This window comes from Agrobacterium vitis (assembly GCF_014926405.1).
Classification (GTDB): domain Bacteria; phylum Pseudomonadota; class Alphaproteobacteria; order Rhizobiales; family Rhizobiaceae; genus Allorhizobium; species Allorhizobium vitis_H.
The window spans coordinates 212,481-234,298 of the sequence record NZ_JACXXJ020000003.1 but is presented as its reverse complement, the minus strand read 5'-3'; the positions used below and the strand labels follow the sequence as shown (position 1 = coordinate 234,298).

At 59.6% G+C, this 21,818-nt stretch carries 19 protein-coding genes; 10 read left to right on the top strand and 9 right to left on the bottom strand.

Annotated elements, in window-relative coordinates:
• Positions 1–12: 12 nt before the first annotated feature.
• Genes IEI95_RS02685 through arsK form a run of 6 tightly spaced genes read left to right on the top strand, consistent with a single transcriptional unit; the run spans position 13 to position 4,374 of the window.
• A complete protein-coding gene (locus IEI95_RS02685) occupies positions 13–354 on the top strand; it encodes an ArsR/SmtB family transcription factor (protein WP_156533534.1) in 342 nt (113 codons plus the stop codon).
• A 9-nt stretch (positions 355–363) separates the two neighbouring features.
• Positions 364–900, top strand: a complete 537-nt coding sequence (locus IEI95_RS02680) for an arsenate reductase ArsC (protein ID WP_156533535.1) — start codon at positions 364–366, stop codon at positions 898–900.
• Between the two features lie 13 nt (positions 901–913).
• Entirely contained in the window at positions 914–2,008 is a 1,095-nt protein-coding gene (gene arsB / locus IEI95_RS02675; RefSeq protein ID WP_194415763.1) for an ACR3 family arsenite efflux transporter, read from the top strand.
• The gene (gene arsC / locus IEI95_RS02670; RefSeq protein WP_156537982.1) at positions 2,005–2,427 is read left to right on the top strand and encodes an arsenate reductase (glutaredoxin); all 423 of its coding nucleotides are present in this window, start codon (positions 2,005–2,007) and stop codon (positions 2,425–2,427) included. The genes arsB and arsC overlap by 4 nt, the downstream gene beginning before the upstream one ends.
• Positions 2,420–3,127 carry an arsenical resistance protein ArsH gene (gene arsH, locus IEI95_RS02665; RefSeq protein WP_156537981.1) on the top strand — a complete coding sequence of 236 codons (708 nt, stop codon included), beginning with the start codon at positions 2,420–2,422 and terminating at the stop codon, positions 3,125–3,127. Before arsC ends, arsH begins: the two co-directional genes overlap by 8 nt.
• A complete protein-coding gene (arsK, locus tag IEI95_RS02660; protein ID WP_156537980.1) occupies positions 3,124–4,374 on the top strand; it encodes an arsenite efflux MFS transporter ArsK in 1,251 nt (416 codons plus the stop codon). Before arsH ends, arsK begins: the two co-directional genes overlap by 4 nt.
• Positions 4,375–4,395: 21 nt before the next feature.
• Here the strand turns inward: arsK and IEI95_RS02655 are convergent, their stop codons facing one another.
• The 7 genes from IEI95_RS02655 to IEI95_RS02625 form a co-directional block, all read right to left on the bottom strand.
• Positions 4,396–5,082, bottom strand: coding sequence for a response regulator (locus IEI95_RS02655; RefSeq protein WP_156533540.1), 687 nt, complete (start codon positions 5,080–5,082; stop codon positions 4,396–4,398).
• Positions 5,079–7,787: an ATP-binding protein gene (locus IEI95_RS02650; RefSeq protein WP_194415761.1), complete on the bottom strand. Its 2,709-nt coding sequence runs from the start codon at positions 7,785–7,787 to the stop codon at positions 5,079–5,081. Before IEI95_RS02650 ends, IEI95_RS02655 begins: the two co-directional genes overlap by 4 nt.
• A 9-nt stretch (positions 7,788–7,796) precedes the next feature.
• On the bottom strand, positions 7,797–8,372 hold the full coding sequence (gene kdpC, locus IEI95_RS02645) for a potassium-transporting ATPase subunit KdpC (protein WP_194415759.1): 576 nt from the start codon (positions 8,370–8,372) through the stop codon (positions 7,797–7,799).
• 2 nt (positions 8,373–8,374) lie between these two features.
• Positions 8,375–10,438, bottom strand: coding sequence for a potassium-transporting ATPase subunit KdpB (gene kdpB / locus IEI95_RS02640; protein WP_194415757.1), 2,064 nt, complete (start codon positions 10,436–10,438; stop codon positions 8,375–8,377).
• A gap of 18 nt (positions 10,439–10,456) precedes the next feature.
• Positions 10,457–12,166, bottom strand: coding sequence for a potassium-transporting ATPase subunit KdpA (gene kdpA, locus IEI95_RS02635; RefSeq protein WP_194415755.1), 1,710 nt, complete (start codon positions 12,164–12,166; stop codon positions 10,457–10,459).
• 152 nt (positions 12,167–12,318) lie between these two features.
• Positions 12,319–12,405 carry a potassium-transporting ATPase subunit F gene (locus tag IEI95_RS29725; protein ID WP_156533642.1) on the bottom strand — a complete coding sequence of 29 codons (87 nt, stop codon included), beginning with the start codon at positions 12,403–12,405 and terminating at the stop codon, positions 12,319–12,321.
• Between the two features lie 249 nt (positions 12,406–12,654).
• Positions 12,655–14,457, bottom strand: coding sequence for an FUSC family protein (locus IEI95_RS02625; protein WP_156533545.1), 1,803 nt, complete (start codon positions 14,455–14,457; stop codon positions 12,655–12,657).
• A 393-nt stretch (positions 14,458–14,850) separates the two neighbouring features.
• On the opposite strand from IEI95_RS02625, the gene recQ reads away from it, so the two are divergent.
• A complete protein-coding gene (gene recQ, locus IEI95_RS02620) occupies positions 14,851–16,707 on the top strand; it encodes a DNA helicase RecQ (protein WP_156533546.1) in 1,857 nt (618 codons plus the stop codon).
• 15 nt (positions 16,708–16,722) lie between these two features.
• Positions 16,723–17,988, top strand: a complete 1,266-nt coding sequence (locus tag IEI95_RS02615) for an FAD-dependent oxidoreductase (protein ID WP_194415753.1) — start codon at positions 16,723–16,725, stop codon at positions 17,986–17,988.
• Between the two features lie 13 nt (positions 17,989–18,001).
• Here IEI95_RS02615 and IEI95_RS02610 read toward each other — a convergent pair whose 3' ends face one another.
• Both IEI95_RS02610 and alr read right to left on the bottom strand, forming a co-directional pair.
• The gene (locus IEI95_RS02610; protein ID WP_156533548.1) at positions 18,002–19,267 is read right to left on the bottom strand and encodes a D-amino acid dehydrogenase; all 1,266 of its coding nucleotides are present in this window, start codon (positions 19,265–19,267) and stop codon (positions 18,002–18,004) included.
• 17 nt (positions 19,268–19,284) lie between these two features.
• On the bottom strand, positions 19,285–20,409 hold the full coding sequence (gene alr, locus IEI95_RS02605) for an alanine racemase (protein WP_156533549.1): 1,125 nt from the start codon (positions 20,407–20,409) through the stop codon (positions 19,285–19,287).
• Positions 20,410–20,533: 124 nt separating this feature from the next.
• On the opposite strand from alr, the gene IEI95_RS02600 reads away from it, so the two are divergent.
• Together IEI95_RS02600 and IEI95_RS02595 are read left to right on the top strand one after the other, a co-directional pair.
• The gene (locus tag IEI95_RS02600) at positions 20,534–21,001 is read left to right on the top strand and encodes an Lrp/AsnC family transcriptional regulator (RefSeq protein WP_081363393.1); all 468 of its coding nucleotides are present in this window, start codon (positions 20,534–20,536) and stop codon (positions 20,999–21,001) included.
• A gap of 101 nt (positions 21,002–21,102) precedes the next feature.
• On the top strand, positions 21,103–21,795 hold the full coding sequence (locus IEI95_RS02595) for a GntR family transcriptional regulator (protein ID WP_156533550.1): 693 nt from the start codon (positions 21,103–21,105) through the stop codon (positions 21,793–21,795).
• The last annotated feature ends 23 nt before the right edge of the window (positions 21,796–21,818 follow it).

The following is a 21,818-nucleotide window of genomic DNA, read 5'->3' as shown; positions in this document are numbered from 1 at the left end:
GAATATTGAAATATGGATCAAAAACAGGCTCTCTCCGCCTTCGCCGCTCTTTCCCAGGAAACCCGACTGCTGATCGTCCGTATGCTTGTTGTGGCTGGGCCAGATGGCATGGCTGCCGGTGCGCTTGCGGAAAAGATCGACGTGTCGCCCTCCAATATCTCCTTCCATCTCAAGGAGCTTGAGCATTCCGGATTGATTGCCGCGCAACGGCAATCACGGTCGATTATTTATACCGCCAATTATGCCGCCCTTGGCGGACTTGTCCTGTTTCTGATGGAGGATTGCTGCTCAGGACATCCTGAAATTTGTGCGCCCTCGATTGAACTTGCCGCCTGCTGTACTGTCAACGATTAAGGACCTGCCATGCCGACCGACCAAGTTTATAATGTGCTTTTTCTTTGCACTGGCAACTCTGCCCGCTCGATCCTTGCTGAATCCATACTCAATGCCGAAGGTGGCGGGCGCTTTCGCGCTTTTTCTGCCGGTAGTTATCCAAAAGGGGAGGTTCACCCATGGGCGTTGAAGACACTGGAGGCGCTTGGCTATCCCGCCACGGGGTTTAGCTCGAAAAGCTGGGGCGTGTTTGCTGAGGCGGATGCGCCGCAAATGGACTTCATCTTCACCGTTTGCGATGCAGCCGCTGGCGAATCCTGTCCGGTCTGGCCGGGGCATCCAATGACCGCTCATTGGGGTGTCGAAGATCCAGCCGCTGCCACCGGCTCCGACGTGGAAATCGGTCGCGCCTTTTCGCTGGCGGCGCGCTATTTGAAAAACCGGATCACGTTATTTATCAACCTGCCAATCGCCTCAATCGAAAAATTGGCGCTGCAAACCCAGTTGCGCCAGATCGGTACCGTCGAGGGCGCTACGCCTGGCCCGGTTGTTGCTACCAAGACATAGCCGGAGAAACATCATGTCCACATTCGAACGTTATCTGACGGTTTGGGTTTTCCTGTGTATTATCATTGGTATCGTCCTCGGACATGCCATGCCCGGCGTGTTTCAGGTTATCGGGGCCGCCGAAATCGCCAAGGTCAATATCCCGGTCGCAGTGCTGATCTGGCTGATGATCATCCCGATGTTGATCAAGATCGATTTCGCAGCGCTTGGGCAGGTTGGCCGCCATTGGCGCGGCATCGGCGTCACGCTGTTCATCAATTGGGCGGTCAAGCCCTTCTCCATGGCGCTGCTTGGCTGGCTGTTCATCGGCACCCTGTTCCGGCCCCTGCTACCGGCTGTACAGATCGACTCCTATATTGCCGGATTGATCATCCTGGCCGCCGCGCCCTGCACGGCGATGGTGTTCGTCTGGTCGAACCTGACGAAGGGCGAGCCGCATTTCACTCTTTCGCAGGTCGCATTGAACGATGCGATCATGGTCGTGGCCTTTGCGCCCATCGTCGGCCTGCTGCTTGGCCTGTCGGCCATCACCGTGCCTTGGGATACACTGGTGTTTTCGGTGGTGCTCTACATCATCCTTCCGGTGATCGCGGCGCAAATCCTCCGGCGCAGTCTGACCTCGTCCGGCTCTTCTGCCTCGCTCAACCGTTTGCTGAAGGTGCTGCAACCGATGTCGCTTGTGGCATTGCTGGTCACGCTGGTATTGCTGTTCGGGTTCCAGGGCGAGCAGATCATTGCCCAGCCGACCATTATCGCTCTGTTGGCGGTGCCGATCCTCATTCAGGTCTATTTCAATTCGGGCCTGGCCTACCTGCTCAACCGTGTGACGGGCGAGCAACATTGCATTGCCGGTCCTTCAGCCCTGATCGGCGCGTCGAATTTCTTTGAACTGGCGGTTGCCGCTGCCATCAGCCTGTTCGGCTTCAATTCCGGTGCCGCCCTTGCCACGGTCGTCGGCGTTCTCATTGAAGTGCCGGTCATGCTGTCGGTCGTCTGGATCGTCAATCGCAGCAAGGGCTGGTACGAGCGCGGCACGGCGGTGCAGGCGGCCGGTCTTTCCCAAGCCAATAGTCATGAAACAAATACCCAGGAGAAGGTCCGGTCATGAACGCCACTATCTATCACAACCCCGACTGCGGCACGTCCCGAAACACGCTGGCAATGATCCGCAATGCAGGCATCGAACCGCTGGTTATCGAATATCTGAGCAACCCACCAACGCGAGGCGAACTGGCCAGGATGATTGCCGATGCCGGTCTTTCGGTGCGTGAAGCGATCCGGGAAAAGGGTACGCCCTATGCCCAGCTCGGGCTGGATAATCCTGATCTCACCGACGAGCAATTGCTGGACGCCATGCTGGAACACCCGATCCTGATCAATCGTCCGTTCGTGATCACCCCGCTTGGGACGCGCCTGGCCCGGCCTTCCGAACGGGTCCTTGATATCCTGCCCAATACCCATCAGGGCGCGTTCACCAAGGAAGACGGTGAAAAGGTGCTGGACAGCGAGGGTAAACGCCTTGTCTGATTTGCCAGCAGCTGTCGAACAGCATTTGAACCATCCAGACATGGCGGCCTTGAGGCCGCCTGTCTCCACGCACAAGCCTCGCATCCTGATCCTCTATGGTTCTTTGCGGGCGGTGTCTTATAGCCGGTTATTGGCGCAGGAAGCGGGTCGGCTGCTGGAGCATTTCGGGTGCGAGGTGAGGATATTCGATCCTGCGGGTTTGCCACTGCCCGACGCGGAGCCGGTCAATCATCCGAAGGTCCAGGAATTGCGCGAGCTATCGGCATGGTCGGAAGGCCAGGTCTGGGTCAGCCCGGAACGCCATGGCGCGATGACCGGTATTCTGAAAAGCCAGGTCGACTGGATTCCGCTTTCCATCGGTGCGGTCCGTCCGACCCAGGGCAAGACGCTGGCCGTCATGCAGGTTTCGGGCGGATCGCAGTCGTTTAATGCGGTCAACCAGATGCGCATTCTTGGCCGCTGGATGCGGATGATCACCATTCCCAACCAATCCTCCGTTGCCAAGGCATTCCAGGAATTCGACGCCGAGGGACGCATGAAACCCTCCTCCTATTACGACCGCGTCGTCGATGTCTGCGAGGAACTGGTGAAGTTTACGCTCCTGACACGGGATGCATCCGGCTATCTGACCGACCGCTATAGCGAGCGGAAGGAAGCCGCTGAAAAGCTCGAGACACTCACGGGCAACACACCATTATGAGCCTGAATAGGAGCAGTCGTGGCCGCTTATCGCTGTCGAACAACCGGAGCGAGATATTTGTGATCTTCGCCTTGGGGCTGACGCAAATCATCGGTTACGGCACGCTCTATTATAGTTTCAGTATTCTCGCCCCTGCCATGGCTGCGGATCTTGGCTGGTCGAACGAATGGATTTTTGCAACTCTTTCCGCTGCTCTGCTGGCAGGCGGACTGGTAGCACCTTGGGTAGGACGCATCATTGATGACCATGGTGCAGGTCGGGTCCTGACGGTGGGATCGATGATCGCTGCGCTGTCCCTGGCCGCCTGCGCGTTTGCGCCGGGCAAGATTACATTTGTAATGGCGCTGATCGTCATTGAGATGGCATCGACCCTGGTACAATATACGGCGGCTTTTGCCTTTCTTGTCCAGTTTCGGCCTCAGAGTGCGCAACGCAATATCGCTTATCTGACTTTGATCGCCGGTTTTGCTTCAACGATTTTCTGGCCACTGACCTCGGCCCTTCATGCCAATCTCAGCTGGCGGCAAGTCTATCTGGTTTACGCGCTTCTGCATCTTGCTATCTGCTTGCCGCTTCATCTGTGGCTGGCACGCCGGGTGGGTGGGCGTCATGCACCAGTTGTCGCTCCCAGCGCCACGTCACATCATATCATGGAAGGAGGGCTGCCCGACAGGTTGCGACCTATCGCCTTTCTCCTGATGGTGACAGGTTTTGCGCTTGAAAGCTTCGTGAATGCGGCTTTGCTCGTGCACATGGTGCCGCTGTTGACGGCGCTCGGCCTTGGCTCCGCCGCTATCTTGGTCGGAACCCTGTTTGGTCCGTCGCAAGTCCTCAGTCGCTTTACCAATATGATGTTTGGCCGCGATCTGTCTCAACTGACATTGGCGTTGGTTTCGGCACTGCTGATGCCGGGGGCAGTTGCGGTGCTTTTGTTGACGGCGCCATCCTTTTCAGGCGCATTGATTTTTGCGGTCCTGTTCGGCTTGGGCTCCGGCCTTGGCAGCATCGTCCAGGGAACCCTGCCGCTGGCATTGTTCGGCAGCGCCGGCTATGGCAGGCGCCAGGGGCACGTCACCGCCGTTCGGTTGGTCGTGTCTTCGACGGCCCCTTTCGCTTTCGCATGGATGATGGAAAACATGGGTACGGACCTGGCTCTTGCAATCAACACCGCCATTGGCGGCGTTGCGGTCCTCGCCTTCCTGGCAATTGCACATTTGGCGCAGCGTCAGCGCACAATGCCAACATAGTCTCTCGGAAACTCAAAGCGGTTACGCCAGCACAAAGCGATAACCAACCCCGGCTTCGGTGAGGATGATTGCCGGTTGGCTTTCGTCTTTTTCGATCTTGGCGCGGATCTGGCGAATAAAGACGCGCAGATATTGAAGGTCGTGGGCATGGGCCGGGCCCCATACCTCTTTCAGCAAGGCGCCATGGGTCAAGACGCGACCCGCATGGGTGGCGAGCAGGCGCAGCAGATCATATTCCTTCGGCGTCAACTTGACCGGCTGATCCGCTCTTGTGACGAGGCGGTGCTCGATGTCGATGACGAGTTCACCACTGCGGATGATGGATGGGGCCGGCTCCGCTTGCGGTTTATGGCGAAGGGCGACGCGAATGCGGGCCGTCAATTCGCCGATTCCGAACGGTTTTTCGAGATAGTCGTCGGCACCGAGATCAAGGGCTGCGATTTTTTCGATCTCACGGTCGCGGGCAGACAGCACGATGATCGGGATCGGGTTCCAGTGTCGCAATTGGGCGATCACCTCTTTGCCATCCATATCAGGCAGGCCGAGATCGAGGATCAGCAGGTCCGGCACGGCGGTTGCCACCAGCGCCAATGCCTGCTTGCCAGTATCAGCTTCAATCACCTCGTAGCCTGCCGCCGCAAGGGCAGGGCGCAGGAACCGGAGGATCTGTGGCTCATCATCGACGACGAGAATGCGTTGCCCTTTCATGCCTCAGTCCGGTCCTTTTCCATATTCTCCAACGGAAAACGCAGGGTGAACCGCGTGCCTATCCGTTTCACTGCCGGGCTTTCGACGGTGATCGTGCCGCCCATCGCCTCGACAAAGCCCTTGGCAATGGCAAGGCCAAGCCCGGTCCCCGGCTTGCGGCCATCCGCTCCTTTGCCGCGACGGTAGAACTTTTCAAAGATCCGGTCGATGTCTTTTTCCGAAATGCCTTTGCCCATGTCCGTTACCGAAAGCGATAGCGTTGTATCATCGGCGCGGGCATAGACGGTGACCGGCTCGCCGCCGCCATGTTTACAGGCATTGTCGATCAGGTTGAACAACACCTGACCCAGAAGCAGGCTATCCGCCCGCAGCAAGGGCAGGTCCTTGGCAATGCTGGCGCTGATCTCTGTGGCTGGTGCGACACGGCGAGCACGGGCGATGCTGTCCGAAATCACATCGTTCAAATCCACCCAATCGTGCTTGGCTTCCAATGCCCCGGCCTCAATCCGGGTCATGTCCAGGAGATTGCCGACAAAACGCGACAGCCTTTCACCCTCTTCCTCGATGGATTGCAGCAGGTCGCGGCGGCTTTCGACGGGCATGCGCTCGCCAAACTCCTTCAGGCTGGTGACGGCGCCGGTAATCGTGGCAAGCGGCGTGCGCAGATCGTGGGAGATGGAAGACAGGAGCGTTGACTGGAAACGTTCCCGCTCCAAGCGCGCCTGGTCCTCTACACTGCGGATCGTCAGATTGGCGCGGTCGAGAGCGATTGTCACCTGGTCCAGAATGGCGGACAGCGCCCGCTCCTCCATCGGATCGAGTGGCTCCCCAGTCATTTCATGGCCACAGACCGCCAGTGTACCGGCAGGACTGCGCAAGGGCCGAAATTGCAGTTTCGAATTCGGCAGGGTACCGGTGCCAGCACCTGCTGTCTCGCCTTTTTCGAGAGCAAAGCGGGCCGCGGCCATTTCCGCCACGCCAAGCTCGGTATCCGGCGGCCAGCAGGAGCGTAGGGCGAGCGTGCCGTTTTGCGGTGAGAGCAAGGCAACGGGCCGCTTGATAATGCCGTTCAACTGGCTGACGGCGGTCCAGACCACGCCGTCGGCATCCACCGTGCCTGCAAGTTTTGAAGAGACGTCATAGAGGATCTGCGTCTGTGTGGCGCGGCGGGCCGCGATCTGCCCCTGGGCGCGTATCCGTGCGGCAATGCCACCGGCGATCAGCGCCGCCGCAATGAACATGACGAAGGCAAAGACTTCATGCGGCGCGGCGATGGTCAGGGTGAAAACCGGAGAGATGAAAAAGAAATTATAGGCCAGCGCCGACAGAACGGAGGTCAGAACGGCGGCGACATAGCCCTCGCGCAGAGCCGACACCAGCACCGCGAGCAGAAACAGCATGGACACATTGGGCAGGGCCACGAAATGGATGATGCCGCGTGCGCCGATGACCGCCACCGTGGTCGTGATGAGAGCGGTGATGATATCTCTTGGGCGAACGGGCAGGCTCTTCAGTGAAAAGGTTTTCGTCAGCCCGGCGCGCTTTGTTTTCTCTGGTGCGGCTTCACCAGTGACCAGGTGAATGCCCATGCCGGATCTGACGTCCAGCAAGGCATCCGGCAGGGAGCGGCGGAAAAGTCTTTGCCAACGGGATCGCTTCGGTGCGCCAATGACGATCTGGGTGACGTGTTCCTTCTTGGCGAGACGCAGGATCTCATGGACGAAATCGCGGCCCTGCACACGCCGGGTTTCTGCACCAAACCGTTCCGCCAGCCGAAATAGCTCTTCGATCCGGGTCTGATCGCCGGGATTTTCATCGGCCTGATCGGCCTGTTCCAGTGAAACGACCAGCCAGCGGGCATTCATGCCGGAGGCGAGGTTGCTGGCGGTGCGCACTACTTTTTCCGAGAGCGCATCCGGGCCGATACAGACGAGAAGCCGCTCCCCCGTGCGCCATGGTCCTTCAATGGCATTCTGCTTGAGGTAATCGACCATCTGGTCATCGACCCGGTCGGCGGTGCGGCGCAAGGCCAGTTCGCGCAACGCGGTCAGATTGCCAAGCCGAAAGAAGCTGTCGGTGGCGCGGCGGGCATTATCGGGCAGATAGATCTTGCCCTCTCGCAGCCGGATGATCAATTCTTCCGGTGGCAGGTCAATCAGCACGACCACATCGGCTTGCTTCAGCACCCGGTCCGGGACGGTTTCCCGCACTTGGACGCCGGTGATTTGCGTGACGATTTCCGAGAGGCTTTCGAGATGCTGGATGTTCAGCGCCGTCCAGACATCGATGCCGGCGGCCAGAAGCTCCTCGATATCCTGGTGACGTTTGGGATGGCGGCTTTCCGGGACATTGCTATGGGCAAGCTCATCGACAATGATGATCGCAGGACGACGGGCAAGCGCTGCGTCGATGTCGAATTCCTCCAGCACGCGATCCTTGTAGGCAATCTGCTTGCGCGGCAGGATTTCGAGCCCGTCCGTCAGCAGTTCCGTTTCGCTGCGGCCATGGGTCTCGACCAGACCGATAACGATATCGATGCCCGCGGTCTTTTGACCACGGGCACGCGACAGCATGGCATAGGTTTTTCCGACGCCGGGCGCTGCTCCCAGAAAAATCGTCAGTTTTCCCCGTCCGTCCCGGTTGGCAAGCCCCAGCAGGGCGTCAGGATCGGGACGGCGGTTGGTGTCGCGCTGGGCGTCGGACATGAGTAGACCTTATTGAGTGGCACCCGCCGCATCGAGCGCCATGTTCAGCCGCAATACATTGACCCTTGGCTCACCGATCACGCCAAGAAGCCGTGGTTGCACCAGGGCTTCCACCAGCGCCGCCACCTCCTTTTCCGGCATGTTGCGGGCTTTGGCAACCAGCGCCACCTGCTGGCGGGCGTTTTCAGGCGTTATATCCGGATCGAGGCCCGAAGCTGAAGAGGTGACGGCATCGGCAGGCACCAGCCCACTGCGACCGTTTGCCTGCCAGGCGGTGACAGCGGCGGCAATCTGGTCCTTCAGCTTTTGCGAGGTGGCGCCAAGATTGGTGCCGCCTGAGGCCAGCGGATTATAGGGCGAATTGCTGGTGGCCGATGGGCGGGAGGCGAAATAGCGTGGCGACGTGAAAGCTTGGCCGATCAGGGCCGAGCCGACCACGGCATCGCCTTTCGTGACAATGCTGCCATTGGCCTGGGCGGGAAGCACCGCTTGCGCAATGCCGGTGATGGCGAGCGGATAGGCGAGGCCGCAAAGACCGGTAAACAGCACGGTCATGGTGATGGCGGGACGAAGATGGGACAGCATGATTACACCCAATGCAGCGTTGTAATGGCGAGATCGACAATCTTGATGCCGATGAAGGGAAGGATTAGGCCCCCCACACCATAGACCAGGAGATTGCGGCGCAGCAGCGCTGCGGCCCCAACCGGGCGGTAGGCGACCCCCTTGAGGGCAAGCGGGATCAGCGCGACGATAATCAGCGCGTTGAAGATCACCGCCGAGAGGATGGCCGATTGCGGCGAGGCCAGCTGCATGATGTTGAGCGCGGCAAGCCCCGGATAGGCGGTGACGAACAGAGCCGGGATGATGGCGAAATATTTGGCGACGTCATTGGCAATCGAAAACGTCGTCAGCGAGCCGCGCGTCATCAACAGCTGTTTGCCGATTTCGACAATCTCGATCAGCTTGGTCGGGCTGGAATCCAGATCGACCATATTGGCGGCTTCACGGGCGGCTTGCGTACCGGTCTGCATGGCGACACCGACATCGGCCTGGGCCAGTGCCGGGGCGTCATTGGTGCCATCGCCGCACATGGCGATCAACCGGCTGCCCTGCTGGGCCTTGCGGATATAGGCAAGCTTGTCTTCCGGGGTTGCTTGGGCCAGAAAATCATCCACACCGGCTTCAGAGGCAATCGCTGCGGCGGTAATCGGGTTGTCACCCGTGACCATCACCGTGCGGATACCCATGGCGCGCAGGGCGGCGAAGCGTTCCTTGATGCCAGGCTTGACCACGTCCTTCAGATGAATGACCCCCAGCAACCGGCTGCCATCGGCAACGGCCAGCGGCGTGCCGCCCGATTGGGCGATCCGGGTGACGGCGTCGGTAAAGGCGCGGGGTGCCGATGCCGCGTCGAGACCGGTAAAGGCCAGGACCGAATCCACCGCACCCTTGCGCAGACGTTTGCCCTTGATATCGACGCCGGAAAGCCGGGTTTCGGCGGTGAACGGGATGACCGCATCCGGTGCCGCATCGGGAGCGGACTGGCCGTATTCGCCGGTGGCCAAGGCGACGATGGAGCGACCTTCAGGTGTTTCATCGGAAAGGCTAGCAAGAAGGGCAGCCTCGGCAATTTCGGTAGCGCTGACACCAGGCACGGCGATGAAATCGCTGGCCATGCGATTGCCGAAGGTGATGGTGCCGGTCTTGTCGAGCAGCAGTGTATCCACGTCACCCGCCGCTTCCACGGCGCGGCCCGAGGTGGCGATGACGTTGAAACGCACTAGCCGGTCCATACCGGCAATGCCGATGGCCGATAGCAGGCCGCCGATCGTGGTCGGGATCAGCGTCACCAGAAGGGCGGCCATGACCGTAACCGTCAGCACCACGCCGGAATAGCTGGCAAGACCCCAGAGTGTGACGACGGCGATCACGAAGATCAGCGTCAACCCGGAAAGCAGGATCGACAGAGCGATTTCATTCGGTGTCTTCTGACGTTCGGCGCCTTCGATCAGCGCGATCATCCGATCCACGAAAGACGAGCCGGGAGCTGTGGTGATCTTGATGCGGATTTCGTCCGACAGAACCTGGGTTCCGCCTGTCACAGCAGAGCGGTCGCCGCCAGCCTCGCGGATGACCGGTGCGGATTCGCCGGTAATGGCGCTTTCGTTGACTGAGGCAACGCCTTCAATCACTTCGCCATCGCCGGGGATGAGTTCGCCAGCGGCGACCAGTACCACATCGCCAATCTTCAGCGTGGTGGCGGCAACCGTGGTTGTTTCCCGGCTGTTGGCGGCATTGCCTGACACTTTGCGGGCGGAAAGCTCGCTCTTGGTGCGGCGCAGGCTGTCGGCCTGCGCCTTGCCCCGGCCTTCGGCAACGGCTTCCGCGAAGGTGGCAAACAACACGGTAAACCAGAGCCAGGCGGCAATCTGGCCGGAAAATACCGCTGAATTGCCAGTAATCAGGTCGCGGACCGCAAGGATCGTAACGACCATGGCGACGATTTCGGTGACGAACATCACCGGATTGCGGATCAATTGCCGCGGATCGAGCTTCACGAAGGCGTCCTTGAACGCGCCCTTGAGGATCGACGGTTCAAACAGCCGTTGGGCAGGCCGGGTCTCTGTGGTGGATTGTGACTGTGTCATGATGACAGCCTCTTTCAATCAATAAAGGGTTCCGGCGAGCATGCCGACATGTTCTGCGATGGGGCCGAGCGCCAAGGCCGGGAAGTATTGCAGTCCGCCCAGGATGATGATGATGGCGACGAGCAGGCCGACGAAGAGCGGCGTATGGGTGGGGAAGGTACCTGCCGATGCCGTGCCTTTTGTCTTTGCAGCGAGAGAACCGGCAATGGCGAGGACGGGAACCGCATAGGCGAAGCGGCCAAGCGCCATGGAAATACCGAGCGTGGAATTATACCAGGCGGTATTGGCCGAAAGCCCTGCAAATGCCGAGCCGTTATTGCCAGCCGCAGACGTATAGGCATAGAGTATTTCCGACAGACCATGCGGTCCGGCATTGCCAAGCGAAGCCAGCGCATTGGGGAGTACGGCAGCAATCGCCGAGAACCCCAGAATGGCAAAGGGCAGGACCAGTACGGCCAGCATGGCATATTTCATTTCCCGGGCCTCGATCTTCTTGCCCAGGAATTCCGGTGTGCGCCCGACCATCAGGCCAGCGACGAAGACAGTCAGCACACAGAAGACGATCAGCCCGTAAAGGCCGGAGCCGACGCCACCCGGCAGGATTTCACCCAGTTGGATCAGGAACAGTGGCACCAGACCGCCAAGCGGGGTGAGGGAGCCATGCATGGTGTTGACGCCACCATTGGAAATGCCTGTGGTGATCGCGGTATAGGCCGCACTCATCGCCTGACCAAAGCGGACTTCCTTGCCTTCCATATTGCCGAACGAAGGATCGAGCCCAAGCGCCAGATGGATCGGGTTGCCTGCGGTTTCAGCGATGTAGACGGCGGCGATACCGGCAATCAGCAGCACGGCAACACTGGCAATCAGCGCCCAGCCTTGCCGCAGGTCGCCGACCATTTTACCGAAGGCATAGATCAGCGCCATGGTGATCGACATCATTGCGAGGATGTTGAAATAATCGCTGATGGCTGAAGGATTCTCAAACGGATGGGCCGCATTGGCATTGAAGAAGCCGCCGCCATTGGTGCCGAGCTGCTTGATGGCTTCCTGGCTGGCAATCGGGCCAAGTGCGATGGTCTGCTGGGCCCCGTCCAGTGTCGTGGCCGTCACAGATGCATCGAGGGTTTGAGGAATGCCCATCCAGACGAAAACCAGGGCCAGCACAATCGACATTGGCAGCAGCAGATACAGCGTCGAGCGGGTCATATCGACCCAGAAATTCCCGAGTGTGTTGGCAGCCGAGCGGGCAAAGGCCCGGGTGACGGCCAGCGCGATGGCAATACCGGTGGCCGCCGACAGGAAGTTCTGGACCGCAAGGCCTGCCATCTGCGAGAAATGGCTGGCGGACTGTTCGCCGGAATAGGCCTGCCAATTGGTATTGGTGACGAAGCTGATCGCGGTATTGAAGGCGAGGTCCGGCGTCATTCCGGCAAAGCCCTGCGGATTGTAGGGCAGATAGGCCTGAAGCCGCAAAATGCCATAAAGCGCCAGAAAGCCTGCGGCATTGAAGGCGAGCATGGCAAGCGTATAGGCTAGCCAGCCTTGCTCGCGGCGCGCATCAACGCCGGATATGCGCAGGAGCAGCCGCTCAAGTGGGCCTAAAATGGGAGAGAGAAACGTCCGCTGCCCCTCGAACACGCAGGCGATGTAAAGCCCAAGCGGTTTGATGGTGAGGAAGACGAGAGCGAGCAGCAAGCCGATTTGCAGCCAACCGTTGGAAGACATGATGTTCTCCGGAAAGAGGGATTGCGTCCCACATCATCGTCGCTACGAGAATGAAGCGACGCGGTGCGGGACGTCTGGTGCTTGGCAGGAAAGAGGGTTGTCCGATGTCCGAAAAGACAAACGAGACGATAATGGTTGAAGCGGGTGTCGCTTCAGAAACGTTCGGGCCTGATCAGCGTGATCAGCAGGTAGATGCAGATGAACAGGGCAGCGGCAAGACCGAGCAGGGGTTCGAACATGGTCGCCTCACAAACTGTTTAAGGCGCGGGCATAGACCGCGAGAGCCACGAAGCTCCCCAGTCCGATGGCGATGAATATCAAGTCAGTCACATTGTGCTCCTGTCTATGGTCAGACATGCACAATCCACCCGAATGACATTAAATCTCGATAGGGAATGCGATGGCGGGAGATAAGGATTTCATAAAGATGCTGTGCAAAGGAGAGCGTTTCCAGGAACAGGGTCTGAATGACTCCGGCCCCTGTGCCGCTACCGGCTATGCCACAGAACCGCCGCTTCCCCAGCGAGTTGCCGCGCCTTTGCCAGTGTCTCGACATCGGTGGCAGGGGGCGTTTTCCCAAGGTATCGGTCCGGCGCATGGAAGGCAATTTCGGCCTCCGTGCTGGCAATTCCGGCAGCGCGACGCGTGAGAGCGATCTGCGCCGCGTCGCCGCGTTCGGCGGCATCACGGTAAGCGCGATTGGCGTCCAGCGCCCGGGCTGCCAGCTCTGAAAGGGACGGCGCCTTGTCGGGCCAGACGAGGAAGGTGACAATGATTGCCGCGAGACTGCCGATGATATTGTCGAGCATTCGCGCCGATGCAATGCCAGCGCCTGGATGCAACATGTCCATGGTCAGAACGAACAGCATCGTCAGCACGGTGACGAACAGCGTATAGCTGACGGAGCGCAGGGCAATGGTTGCTGCGGCCAGGGGAATGATGATGGCGGTAAGCAGTCCTGATGCCGGTATGCCGGTTAGTAACGCCAGAGCCAAGGCGCTGCCCACAACGGAACCGATGATACGCTCCAGCGCCCGGCTCCAGCTCATCCGCCGGTCCGGCTGCAAAACCACGACGACGGCCATGGCTGCCCAATAGGGATAGTTCAAGTCCAGCAGATGGGCGACGACGGTGACAACGGTCACGCCTACGGCGCTGCGAACCGCGCCACGCAGAAAATGCTGCCGCTGCCGGGCCTGTGCCATCTTGTCCAAAGCGGCCTGTTCCGGTCCCGCCGTTTCGGGAACGTCTGGTGCGGCTTTCCATTGGAGCGCTGTTGCAATGTTCCGCACCGCGCCCGCGACAGCGTCATGGCGGTCCGAAACGCTCTGTTCCAGCACTGAAAGCCGATTTTGCAGCTCGGTCACTGGCTCCGTATGCAGGGTGAGATTTTGGGCAGCCGCAATGAGGCTCGGCCGGATAACCTCGGCGCAAAGCTGGCCAATATCTGTCTGCCGCTCGGATGAACGCAGATGGTCAAGCGCCAGCAGCGCGTGAAAAATATCATCTGCCGCCAAAAGCGCGATATGGAGGGCGGTCTTGTCGCTCTGCTCCGAGGGACGAGCTGCGCGGGCAAGGTGAGACCGCGCGCGCTCCATCGCATTGCGTACGGCGCGCCGATGTTGGCTGCTTTTGAAGGTCCAGGCTTGCATGGCTGCGGGCTGAGATATGGTGTCGAGCTCAAGTGCCATATCGGCCAGCCGGGCGTAAACGGCGGAAATGGCGCGCCGTGCTGGGCGCCAGGCATCTGTTGGCCACAGGACAGTCAGCACCAGGGCAGCCCACGCGCTGCCAGCCAGAAACGAACAGGCGAGCAGGGCGGCCTGTGGTGCCGTGTGAGGATAACCCGCCGCCACAACGCCAACCACGCCAAGGAGTGTGGCGACAAGCGGCACGACAGGCCAGCGTAGCGGCAGCAATGCGGTCAAACCGACGAGAATTGAGCCGGCGGCAAGCCCTGCTATGGACCCGAAACCCGCAAGCCAGGACGCGAGGAAAGCCGTAAGGCTGCCAAGCAGCGCGAAGGTCGCCAGCATCCGCCGCTGGAACCGTTTTTCGCCGCCGGTATCGGCAAGGCAGGTCCAGAAAGCCGCAAAAATCGACCAGCCAAATTGGCTTTGCCCTGCCGCGACGATGAGGACGGGAACGCCGACGATAAAGGCCGAGCGCAGGCCATCGATGATGTCGAGATGTTCAGGCGTCAACCCGATTGCACGCAGTTCCAGCCAGCGCGCAATGCGGCGAACCCAATGTCCTGAAGGGCGGCGTGCTGTTTCAGTATCTGATGTCATCGCCAAGCCAAGGACAGTTTTCACGATTTTTAGTCGCCCCGTTTAACATTTCTGATAGCATTTCCAAATGCATGCTCATGGAAAATTGTATCAAAGACAGACGCCCGATACCTCAGGCGAGTTTGCATGACTCATGTGTCGAAGACTGATGTCTGCTGCACCGCGCAAAGCCGGTCTGGCTGCCGTGTTCAGAGGTTTTGCTTGCGTTGTGAAGGTGAATCTCGTTTTGGTTGTGTTTCGGGTTTGTTGACCTTAGCTGTTTTCATCCCACGCTGCCTAAGGTCATCCAGGTTGCACGGGGCCTGATATAACTCTATCTCTTAGCTTTCGCTGCCATCCGGCAGCCAATTAAACAGCCCTGTTGGGCATCCTTAATGTCTCGAAAGCAATGCCATGCCGTCAAGCCAGCCCCGCCACGAACCGACATTCGAGCATGGCGAAAGACATCCGCTGTCCATTCTGAAGCGGGTCTATGGCTATCCGGCCTTTCGCGGCAAGCAGGCCGAGGTGGTTCAGCAGGTGGTGGCTGGCGGCGACGCGGTCGTGCTGTTTCCGACCGGTGCTGGCAAATCGCTGTGCTTCCAGATCCCGGCTCTGTGCCGCGATGGGGTCGGCGTTGTGGTGTCGCCGCTGATTGCGTTGATGCGCGACCAGGTGGAGGCGCTGAAGCAGGTGGGGGTGCGGGCGGCGGCGTTGAATTCCTCGCTGTCGCGGGAGGAGTTTGTCGAGGTGCGGCGCGCCATTGCAGATGGCACGCTCGATCTGCTGTATGTCACGCCGGAGCGGATCGTCACGCCTGCCTTCAAGGATGTGATCGGCTCTGCGAAAATTGCATTGTTTGCCATCGATGAAGCCCATTGTGTCTCTCAATGGGGCCATGATTTCCGCCCGGAATATCGTGAACTGGGCAGGCTTGCCGAGGCCTATCCCGGCGTGCCGCGCATGGCGCTGACGGCAACTGCCGATCCCCATACGCGCGATGATATTATCGACAAGCTCGGCCTGCAATCGGCCAAGGTGTTTACCACCTCCTTCGACCGTCCGAATATCGCCTATGAAATCGTCGAGCGCGACCAGCCGCGCCAGCAGCTGCTGCGGTTTCTTGCCCGCCATGAAGGCGAGAGCGGCATTGTCTATTGCCTGTCGCGTGCCAAGGTCGAGGAAACGGCGGAATGGCTCAACACGCAAGGGGTGCGGTCGCTCGCCTATCATGCTGGCATGGACCGGGTGTTGCGTGATGCCAATCAGGATGCGTTCCTGAAGGAGGAAAACCTTTGCCTGGTCGCGACCGTCGCCTTCGGCATGGGCATCGACAAGCCGAATGTGCGCTATGTTGCGCATCTTGATCTGCCTGGTTCCGTCGAGGCCTATTACCAGGAAACCGGGCGAGCCGGACGTGATGGGCTGCCGTCGGATGTGTGGATGGCCTATGGTATGGCGGATGTCATCCAGCGCGGGCGGATGATCGATGGCGGCACCTCGGCTGAGGAGGTCAAGCGGGTCGAGCGGGCCAAGTTGAATGCGCTGCTGGCGATCTGCGAGACCCCCGGCTGCCGTCGTCAGTCAATCTTGGCGCATTTTGGCGAAGTGCATCCCGGTGCCTGCGGCAATTGCGACACCTGCCTGAAGCCGGTGGAAACCTGGGATGGGACCGACGCGGCGATCAAGGCGCTGGCGGCGATCTACCGGACCGGGGAGCGTTTCGGCACCGGCCATCTCATCGATGTGCTATTGGGGAATGAGAACGACAAGACAGTAAAGTTTGGCCATGTTGATATGCCGGTTTTCGGTGCGGGCAAGGATCTGCCGTTAAAAACCTGGCAATCGGTGTTCCGGCAGTTGCTGGCCGCCGGTCTGGTCCGGGTCGATCATGACGCTTTCGGCGCGTTGAAACTGGAGCCGGACGCGCGCGCCGTCTTCAAGCGGGAGCGTGAAGTGCGATTCCGCAAGGATCGTCCGACCAAGGGCAAGGCGGCACGCACCGCCTCTCCCGCAGCCGCACGGGCGAAGTCGGCGCTGGAGGGGGCCGATATGGAATTGTTCGAGGCGCTCAGGGCGGCGCGAATGGCGATTGCCAAGGATCTTTCCGTGCCGCCTTATGTTGTCTTTCCAGATACGACGCTGATTGCCTTTGCAACGGAAAGGCCGGATAGCCGAGAGGCGCTGCTGGGTATTTCTGGCGTCGGCCAATCAAAGCTTGAACGGTATGGCGATGCTTTCCTGGAGGTTATCCAGGCACATGAGCGATGATGAGGGGCATGGATCATGAATGAACAGGAAGACCTCGCCTCTGTTCTCCCCATCGAGGAAACGATTGACTGCGATTGCGCCATTGTCGGTGCCGGGCCTGCCGGGATGATGCTCGGTCTGCTGCTGGCCCGCGCCGGGGTTAATGTCACGGTGGTGGAAAAGCACGGCGATTTCCTGCGCGATTTTCGCGGCGACACACTTCACCCCTCCACACTGGAAGTGATGCATGAGCTCGGCCTGCTGGAAGATCTGTTAAAATTGCCGCATGTGCAGGCACCCACCCTACATGCAGAAATCGGCGGGCGCGACGTGACGATGGCTGATTTCTCCCGACTGCCGACCCGATGCCGGTTCATCGCCTTCATGCTGCAATGGGACTTTCTCGACTTTCTCGCCCGTGAAGCGGGTAAATACGCCAATTTTCGGCTGTTGATGAATGCCAGGGTGGAGACATTGCTGGAAGATCCCAATGGGGTGACGGGCTTGACGGCTTCCACCCCGCAAGGGCTGGTGAAACTGCGATCCCGGCTGGTCGTCGGTGCCGATGGCCGTCATTCCGTCACCCGCGCCAAGGCGGGCCTAGAGGTGGAAAGCTTCGGCAGCCCAAGCGATGTGCTGTGGTTCAAGCTGTCGCATCAACCGCAAGATCCGCCCTATACAATGGGCCATGGCGGCCCAAGGCAGGGTTTCGTGATGATTGATCGCGGTGACTATTGGCAATGCGGCTATATCGTCCGCAAAGGCAGTTTCGATACGGTCAAAGCCAGGGGGATCGAAGCTTTCCGTCAGGCCGCTGCCGAGGTTTCACCCCTGCCGCCGAAGCGAATGGAGGAAATCACCTCCTTTGACGATCTCTATCTTCTCAGCATCCGTATCGACCGGCTGAAACGCTGGTGGAAGCCCGGACTGATCTGCATTGGCGATGCGGCCCATGCCATGTCGCCGATTGGTGGTGTCGGCGTCAATCTGGCCATTCAGGATGCCGTGGCGGCGGCCAACCGACTGGCAAAACCACTACTATCAGGCGAGTCTTTGGACGCCCATCTTGCCGCCATCGAGAAACGACGCCTGTTCCCAACCAAGGCGACGCAGAAACTGCAATTGATGATGCGCCGCAAGCCGAAGCCCGAGGATGAGACGGTTGCGAACGAAGCACCGGCCAAGCCCTCCGGCCCGCCCGCATTCCTGAAGACCATTGCCCGCTGGCCGCTGCTTGCCCATATTGCCGGGCGGCTGATCGGCCTTGGCTTCAGGCCGGAACATGTCCGGCCCTTGAAATAGGCCAGCACCTTGTTTATCCGGCGCGACCGGCAGCATAGCGGCTGAGCGCCAGATCGGCATTGTCGATTTCGGTCTGGCGACCACTGACGATGTCGCCGAGCAAACGGCCTGAACCGCAGCTCATTGTCCAGCCCAATGTTCCATGGCCGCTGTTGATATAGAGATTGCTGATGCCGGTTGCGCCGATTACTGGCGTGCCATCCGGCGTCATCGGGCGAAGGCCGGACCAGAAATCGGCCCGCGCCATATCGCCGCCGGGAAACAGGTCGGTGACGGAATGTTCGAGTGTGCGGCGACGCGCGGCACCCAGATCATTGGTATAGCCGGAAATTTCCGCCATGCCGCCCACCCTGATCCGGTCGCCCAACCGGGTGATGGCGATCTTGTAGGTTTCGTCCATCACGGTGGATTCGGGGGATTTCGACGGATCGACAATCGGAATGGTCAGCGAATAGCCCTTGACCGGATAGACCGGCAGCGTGATGCCGAGCGGCTTCAGCAGCAGCGGCGAATAGCTGCCGAGTGCAACGACATAGGCGTTGGCGGTTTCGGTTCCCCTGTCGGTAACAACGCCGGTCACCTTGCCACCCGATACCACCAGCCGCTCTATGCTGCGGCCATAGTCGAACACCACGCCAAGCGAGGCGGCCTTTTCAGCGAGCTGGTTGGTGAATTTGAAACAGTCGCCGGTCTCGTCCTTAGGCGTCAGCAAGCCGCCGACGATTTTGTGGCGGGCTGCCGCCAAGGCAGGCTCGACCCGGATGCAGGCTTCGCGGTCCAGCACTTCATAGGGAATACCGTCTGCCGCCAGTGCTTTCACATCCTTCGCCGAGGCATCCAGCTGCGCCTGAGTGCGAAACAGCTGCAAAGTCCCCTGCATGCGCTGGTCGTAGTCGATATTGGTTTCTGTGCGCAGTTGCGCCAGCGCAATGCGGCTGTAATCGGCCAGCCGCAGCATCCGGCTCTTGTTGATCGCATAACGCCCGGAGGTGCAGTTGGAGAGCATTCTCAGCATCCAACCCAACATGGCAGCATCGATTTTTGGCCGCAGGATCAGCGGGGCATGTTCCATGAACAGCCATTTCAACGCTTTTTGCGGAATGCCGGGCGCTGCCCAGGGCGAGCAGTAGCCGAAGGACACTTCGCCTGCATTGGCAAAGCTGGTTTCCAGGGCCGGACCCGTCTGCCGGTCGATGACCGTGACCTCGTGGCCAGCTTTGGCGAGATAGTAAGCACTGGTGACCCCGATGACGCCCGCGCCCAGAATGGTAACTTTCATGTCGTTCCCCAATATTCTTATGCTGAAATATAGTCGCGGTGATAGCGATGACCAAGGCTGGTCAGAATTTCATAGGCGATGGTGCCCGCCGCTTGCGCCACATCCTCAAGACTCTGGTGCGGACCAATCATCTCCACCAGACTTCCCAGCCTCAACGTGCCGGGTGGCAAGGCCGATATATCGAGTGTCATGCTGTCCATCGACACCCGCCCGACAATCGGCAAACGGATGTCACCATAGTAAGCGGCACCCCGGTCGCTCAAGCAACGCGGCAGACCATCGGCATAGCCAATAGCGATTGTGGCCAGCCTGGTTTCCTTGGTGGCCACATAGGTCGCGCCGTAGCCGACGCAGGCTCCGGCTGGCACCGTTCGTGTCTGGATGACTTTCGCATCGACCCGCACCACCGGCTTCATACGGCCTCCCGCCAGATCGCTGGGGACCGCACCGTAAAGGGCAACGCCGGGGCGCACCAGCGCGCCGTGAAACTGCTTGTCGATAAAGATGCCGCCCGAATTGGAAAAGCACAAGGCAATGCCTGGAAATTGCGCCAGTCGCTCGCGCATGACAGCAAATTGCGCGGCGTTCTGGGGGCTGGCGCTGTCATCGGCTGAGGCGAGATGGCTCATGATGTAGCGGATGGAAGTGCCGGACAACAGGGCGGGGTCGCCAGCGAGAACATTGGCTTCTTCCGGTGAAAATCCTAGCCGCGACATGCCGGTATCAAATTGCAGGATCGCGGGCAGGGTTCGTCCGAACTCGCTTGCCATTTTCGACCAATTGGCAAGCTGTTCCAACGAATTCAGCACCGGTATGAAGCCATTTGCTGCGGCAAAGGGTTCTGCGCCCGGCTGCAAGCCATTGAGAATGAATAGCTCGGCATCCCCAGGCAAATGCTGCCTTAGCCCGGCGGCTTCCTGCACATGCGCCACGAAGAACTTCCGGCATCCAGCCCGGTAGAGCGCGGGGCCGACGCGGGCGGCTCCAAGGCCATAGGCATCGGCCTTGACGACTGCGGAGGTTTCCGCCGGGGTGGCCTCAGCGGCCAATTGGCGGTAATTGTCGGCAAGCGCGTCGAGGTCGATCACGAGGCGGGCGGAAAACGCATCGGCATTCAGATCCTGGCTGATAGACATGTCCATAACTGCACCCCGTTTTTTCTCGATGATATTGAAAGATTCGCGAAATTTCCGGGCGGTTTATCGGCAACTCTTGTGCTTTGTGAATTTCTGCGCAATTTTATACGAAGAAAACGAGGATTGTTGCGTGAGTGGTATTGACGCCATCGACCGGGCCATTATGCGCCAATTGCAGCTGAATGCGCGCATCAGCAATGCCAGTCTGGCGGCGGCTGTCGGGCTTTCCGCCTCAGCCTGCCTGCGGCGTGTCGCGCTGCTTGAAAAGCAGGGTTATATCAGCGGCTATACCGCCATTCTCGGCAAGTCTGATAAGGACGATGGTATTGCCGTCATCATCAACATCACACTGGACCGTCAGACCGAGGACCATCTCAACCGCTTTGAGGCGGCGATCCGGAAATATCCGGAAATCCAGGAATGTTTCCTGATGACCGGCGGATCGGATTACCTCTTGAAACTGGAAGTCGAAAGCGCCCATGACTTTGAACGCATCCACAAGGAAATCCTGGCCAAACTGCCGGGCGTAGCGCGCATCCACTCCAGCTTTTCCATTCGCAATGTACTGAAAACCCGCCATGCCAAACCGAAATCGTGATGGTGTCATTCCTGCTTGTCATTTTGGCTTCTGGTAGACCATAATACGGGTGAATTGCCTGCTCTTTATGAGCGGTCTGGTTGCCGGGAAGGCTTGAGGGAATGACAGAGACCATAAAGGTGGAACGCCCCACCAAGACGCTCAGAGAGTTGGCGCTTGAGAAAGTCCGCGATGCGATCATCAGCGGTTATTTCAAGCCGGGCGACCGGCTGGTCGAGCGTGATCTCTGCGCGCAGCTTGGGGTCAGCCGAACGGTGGTGCGCGAAGTGCTGCGGCATCTGGAGTCCGAGGGGCTGGTCAGCAATCCCCAAAGCAAGGGGCCGATGGTGGCGCTGCTGGATGTCGATGAAGCCCGGCAGATCTATGAAATCCGTGCGGCTTTGGAAGGCATGGCGGCGCGGCTTTGTGCGGAGAGGGGGGATCCGGCTATTGTGGCTGGCTTGTCAGAGGCGCTCGACGCGATCAAGGGTGGCTATGCTCGCCAGGACATGGCTGATGTCTTGAGGGAAACGACGCGATTTTACGAGACCTTGTTTACCCGGATTGATAGGCAGGTCGCCTGGGGCGTGGTGCGGCAAATGACCGTGCGGATCAACCATTTGCGCTCTATGACCATCAAGACCGATGGCCGGGCGACGGAGGGACCAGCCCAGATGCAACGGATTGTCGAGGCGATCCGCAATGGCGATGGACGTGCTGCCGAGCAGGCGGCAATTGATCATGTTCAGCGCGCCTCCTCTATTGCCGTCGCGGTGCTTGCGCAGCAGGCCCGATCCGCCGTTGAGGTCGAATAGGTATATTCCTTAAAAGAAAAAAT

What these genes read in the sequence shown, in the direction of transcription:
- IEI95_RS02655 (WP_156533540.1), bottom strand. Translation starts at nt 5,082, where the DNA reads ATGAAAGGGCAACGCATTCTCGTCGTCGATGATGAGCCACAGATCCTC.
- IEI95_RS02615 (WP_194415753.1), top strand. Translation starts at nt 16,723, where the DNA reads ATGAATGAACAGGAAGACCTCGCCTCTGTTCTCCCCATCGAGGAAACG.
- alr (WP_156533549.1), bottom strand. Translation starts at nt 20,409, where the DNA reads ATGGACATGTCTATCAGCCAGGATCTGAATGCCGATGCGTTTTCCGCC.
- IEI95_RS02610 (WP_156533548.1), bottom strand. Translation starts at nt 19,267, where the DNA reads ATGAAAGTTACCATTCTGGGCGCGGGCGTCATCGGGGTCACCAGTGCT.
- recQ (WP_156533546.1), top strand. Translation starts at nt 14,851, where the DNA reads ATGCCGTCAAGCCAGCCCCGCCACGAACCGACATTCGAGCATGGCGAA.
- IEI95_RS02685 (WP_156533534.1), top strand. Translation starts at nt 13, where the DNA reads ATGGATCAAAAACAGGCTCTCTCCGCCTTCGCCGCTCTTTCCCAGGAA.
- arsK (WP_156537980.1), top strand. Translation starts at nt 3,124, where the DNA reads ATGAGCCTGAATAGGAGCAGTCGTGGCCGCTTATCGCTGTCGAACAAC.
- arsB (WP_194415763.1), top strand. Translation starts at nt 914, where the DNA reads ATGTCCACATTCGAACGTTATCTGACGGTTTGGGTTTTCCTGTGTATT.
- kdpA (WP_194415755.1), bottom strand. Translation starts at nt 12,166, where the DNA reads ATGTCTTCCAACGGTTGGCTGCAAATCGGCTTGCTGCTCGCTCTCGTC.
- kdpC (WP_194415759.1), bottom strand. Translation starts at nt 8,372, where the DNA reads ATGCTGTCCCATCTTCGTCCCGCCATCACCATGACCGTGCTGTTTACC.
- arsC (WP_156537982.1), top strand. Translation starts at nt 2,005, where the DNA reads ATGAACGCCACTATCTATCACAACCCCGACTGCGGCACGTCCCGAAAC.
- IEI95_RS29725 (WP_156533642.1), bottom strand. Translation starts at nt 12,405, where the DNA reads ATGTTCGAACCCCTGCTCGGTCTTGCCGCTGCCCTGTTCATCTGCATC.
- IEI95_RS02680 (WP_156533535.1), top strand. Translation starts at nt 364, where the DNA reads ATGCCGACCGACCAAGTTTATAATGTGCTTTTTCTTTGCACTGGCAAC.
- IEI95_RS02595 (WP_156533550.1), top strand. Translation starts at nt 21,103, where the DNA reads ATGACAGAGACCATAAAGGTGGAACGCCCCACCAAGACGCTCAGAGAG.
- IEI95_RS02650 (WP_194415761.1), bottom strand. Translation starts at nt 7,787, where the DNA reads ATGTCCGACGCCCAGCGCGACACCAACCGCCGTCCCGATCCTGACGCC.
- IEI95_RS02625 (WP_156533545.1), bottom strand. Translation starts at nt 14,457, where the DNA reads ATGACATCAGATACTGAAACAGCACGCCGCCCTTCAGGACATTGGGTT.
- kdpB (WP_194415757.1), bottom strand. Translation starts at nt 10,438, where the DNA reads ATGACACAGTCACAATCCACCACAGAGACCCGGCCTGCCCAACGGCTG.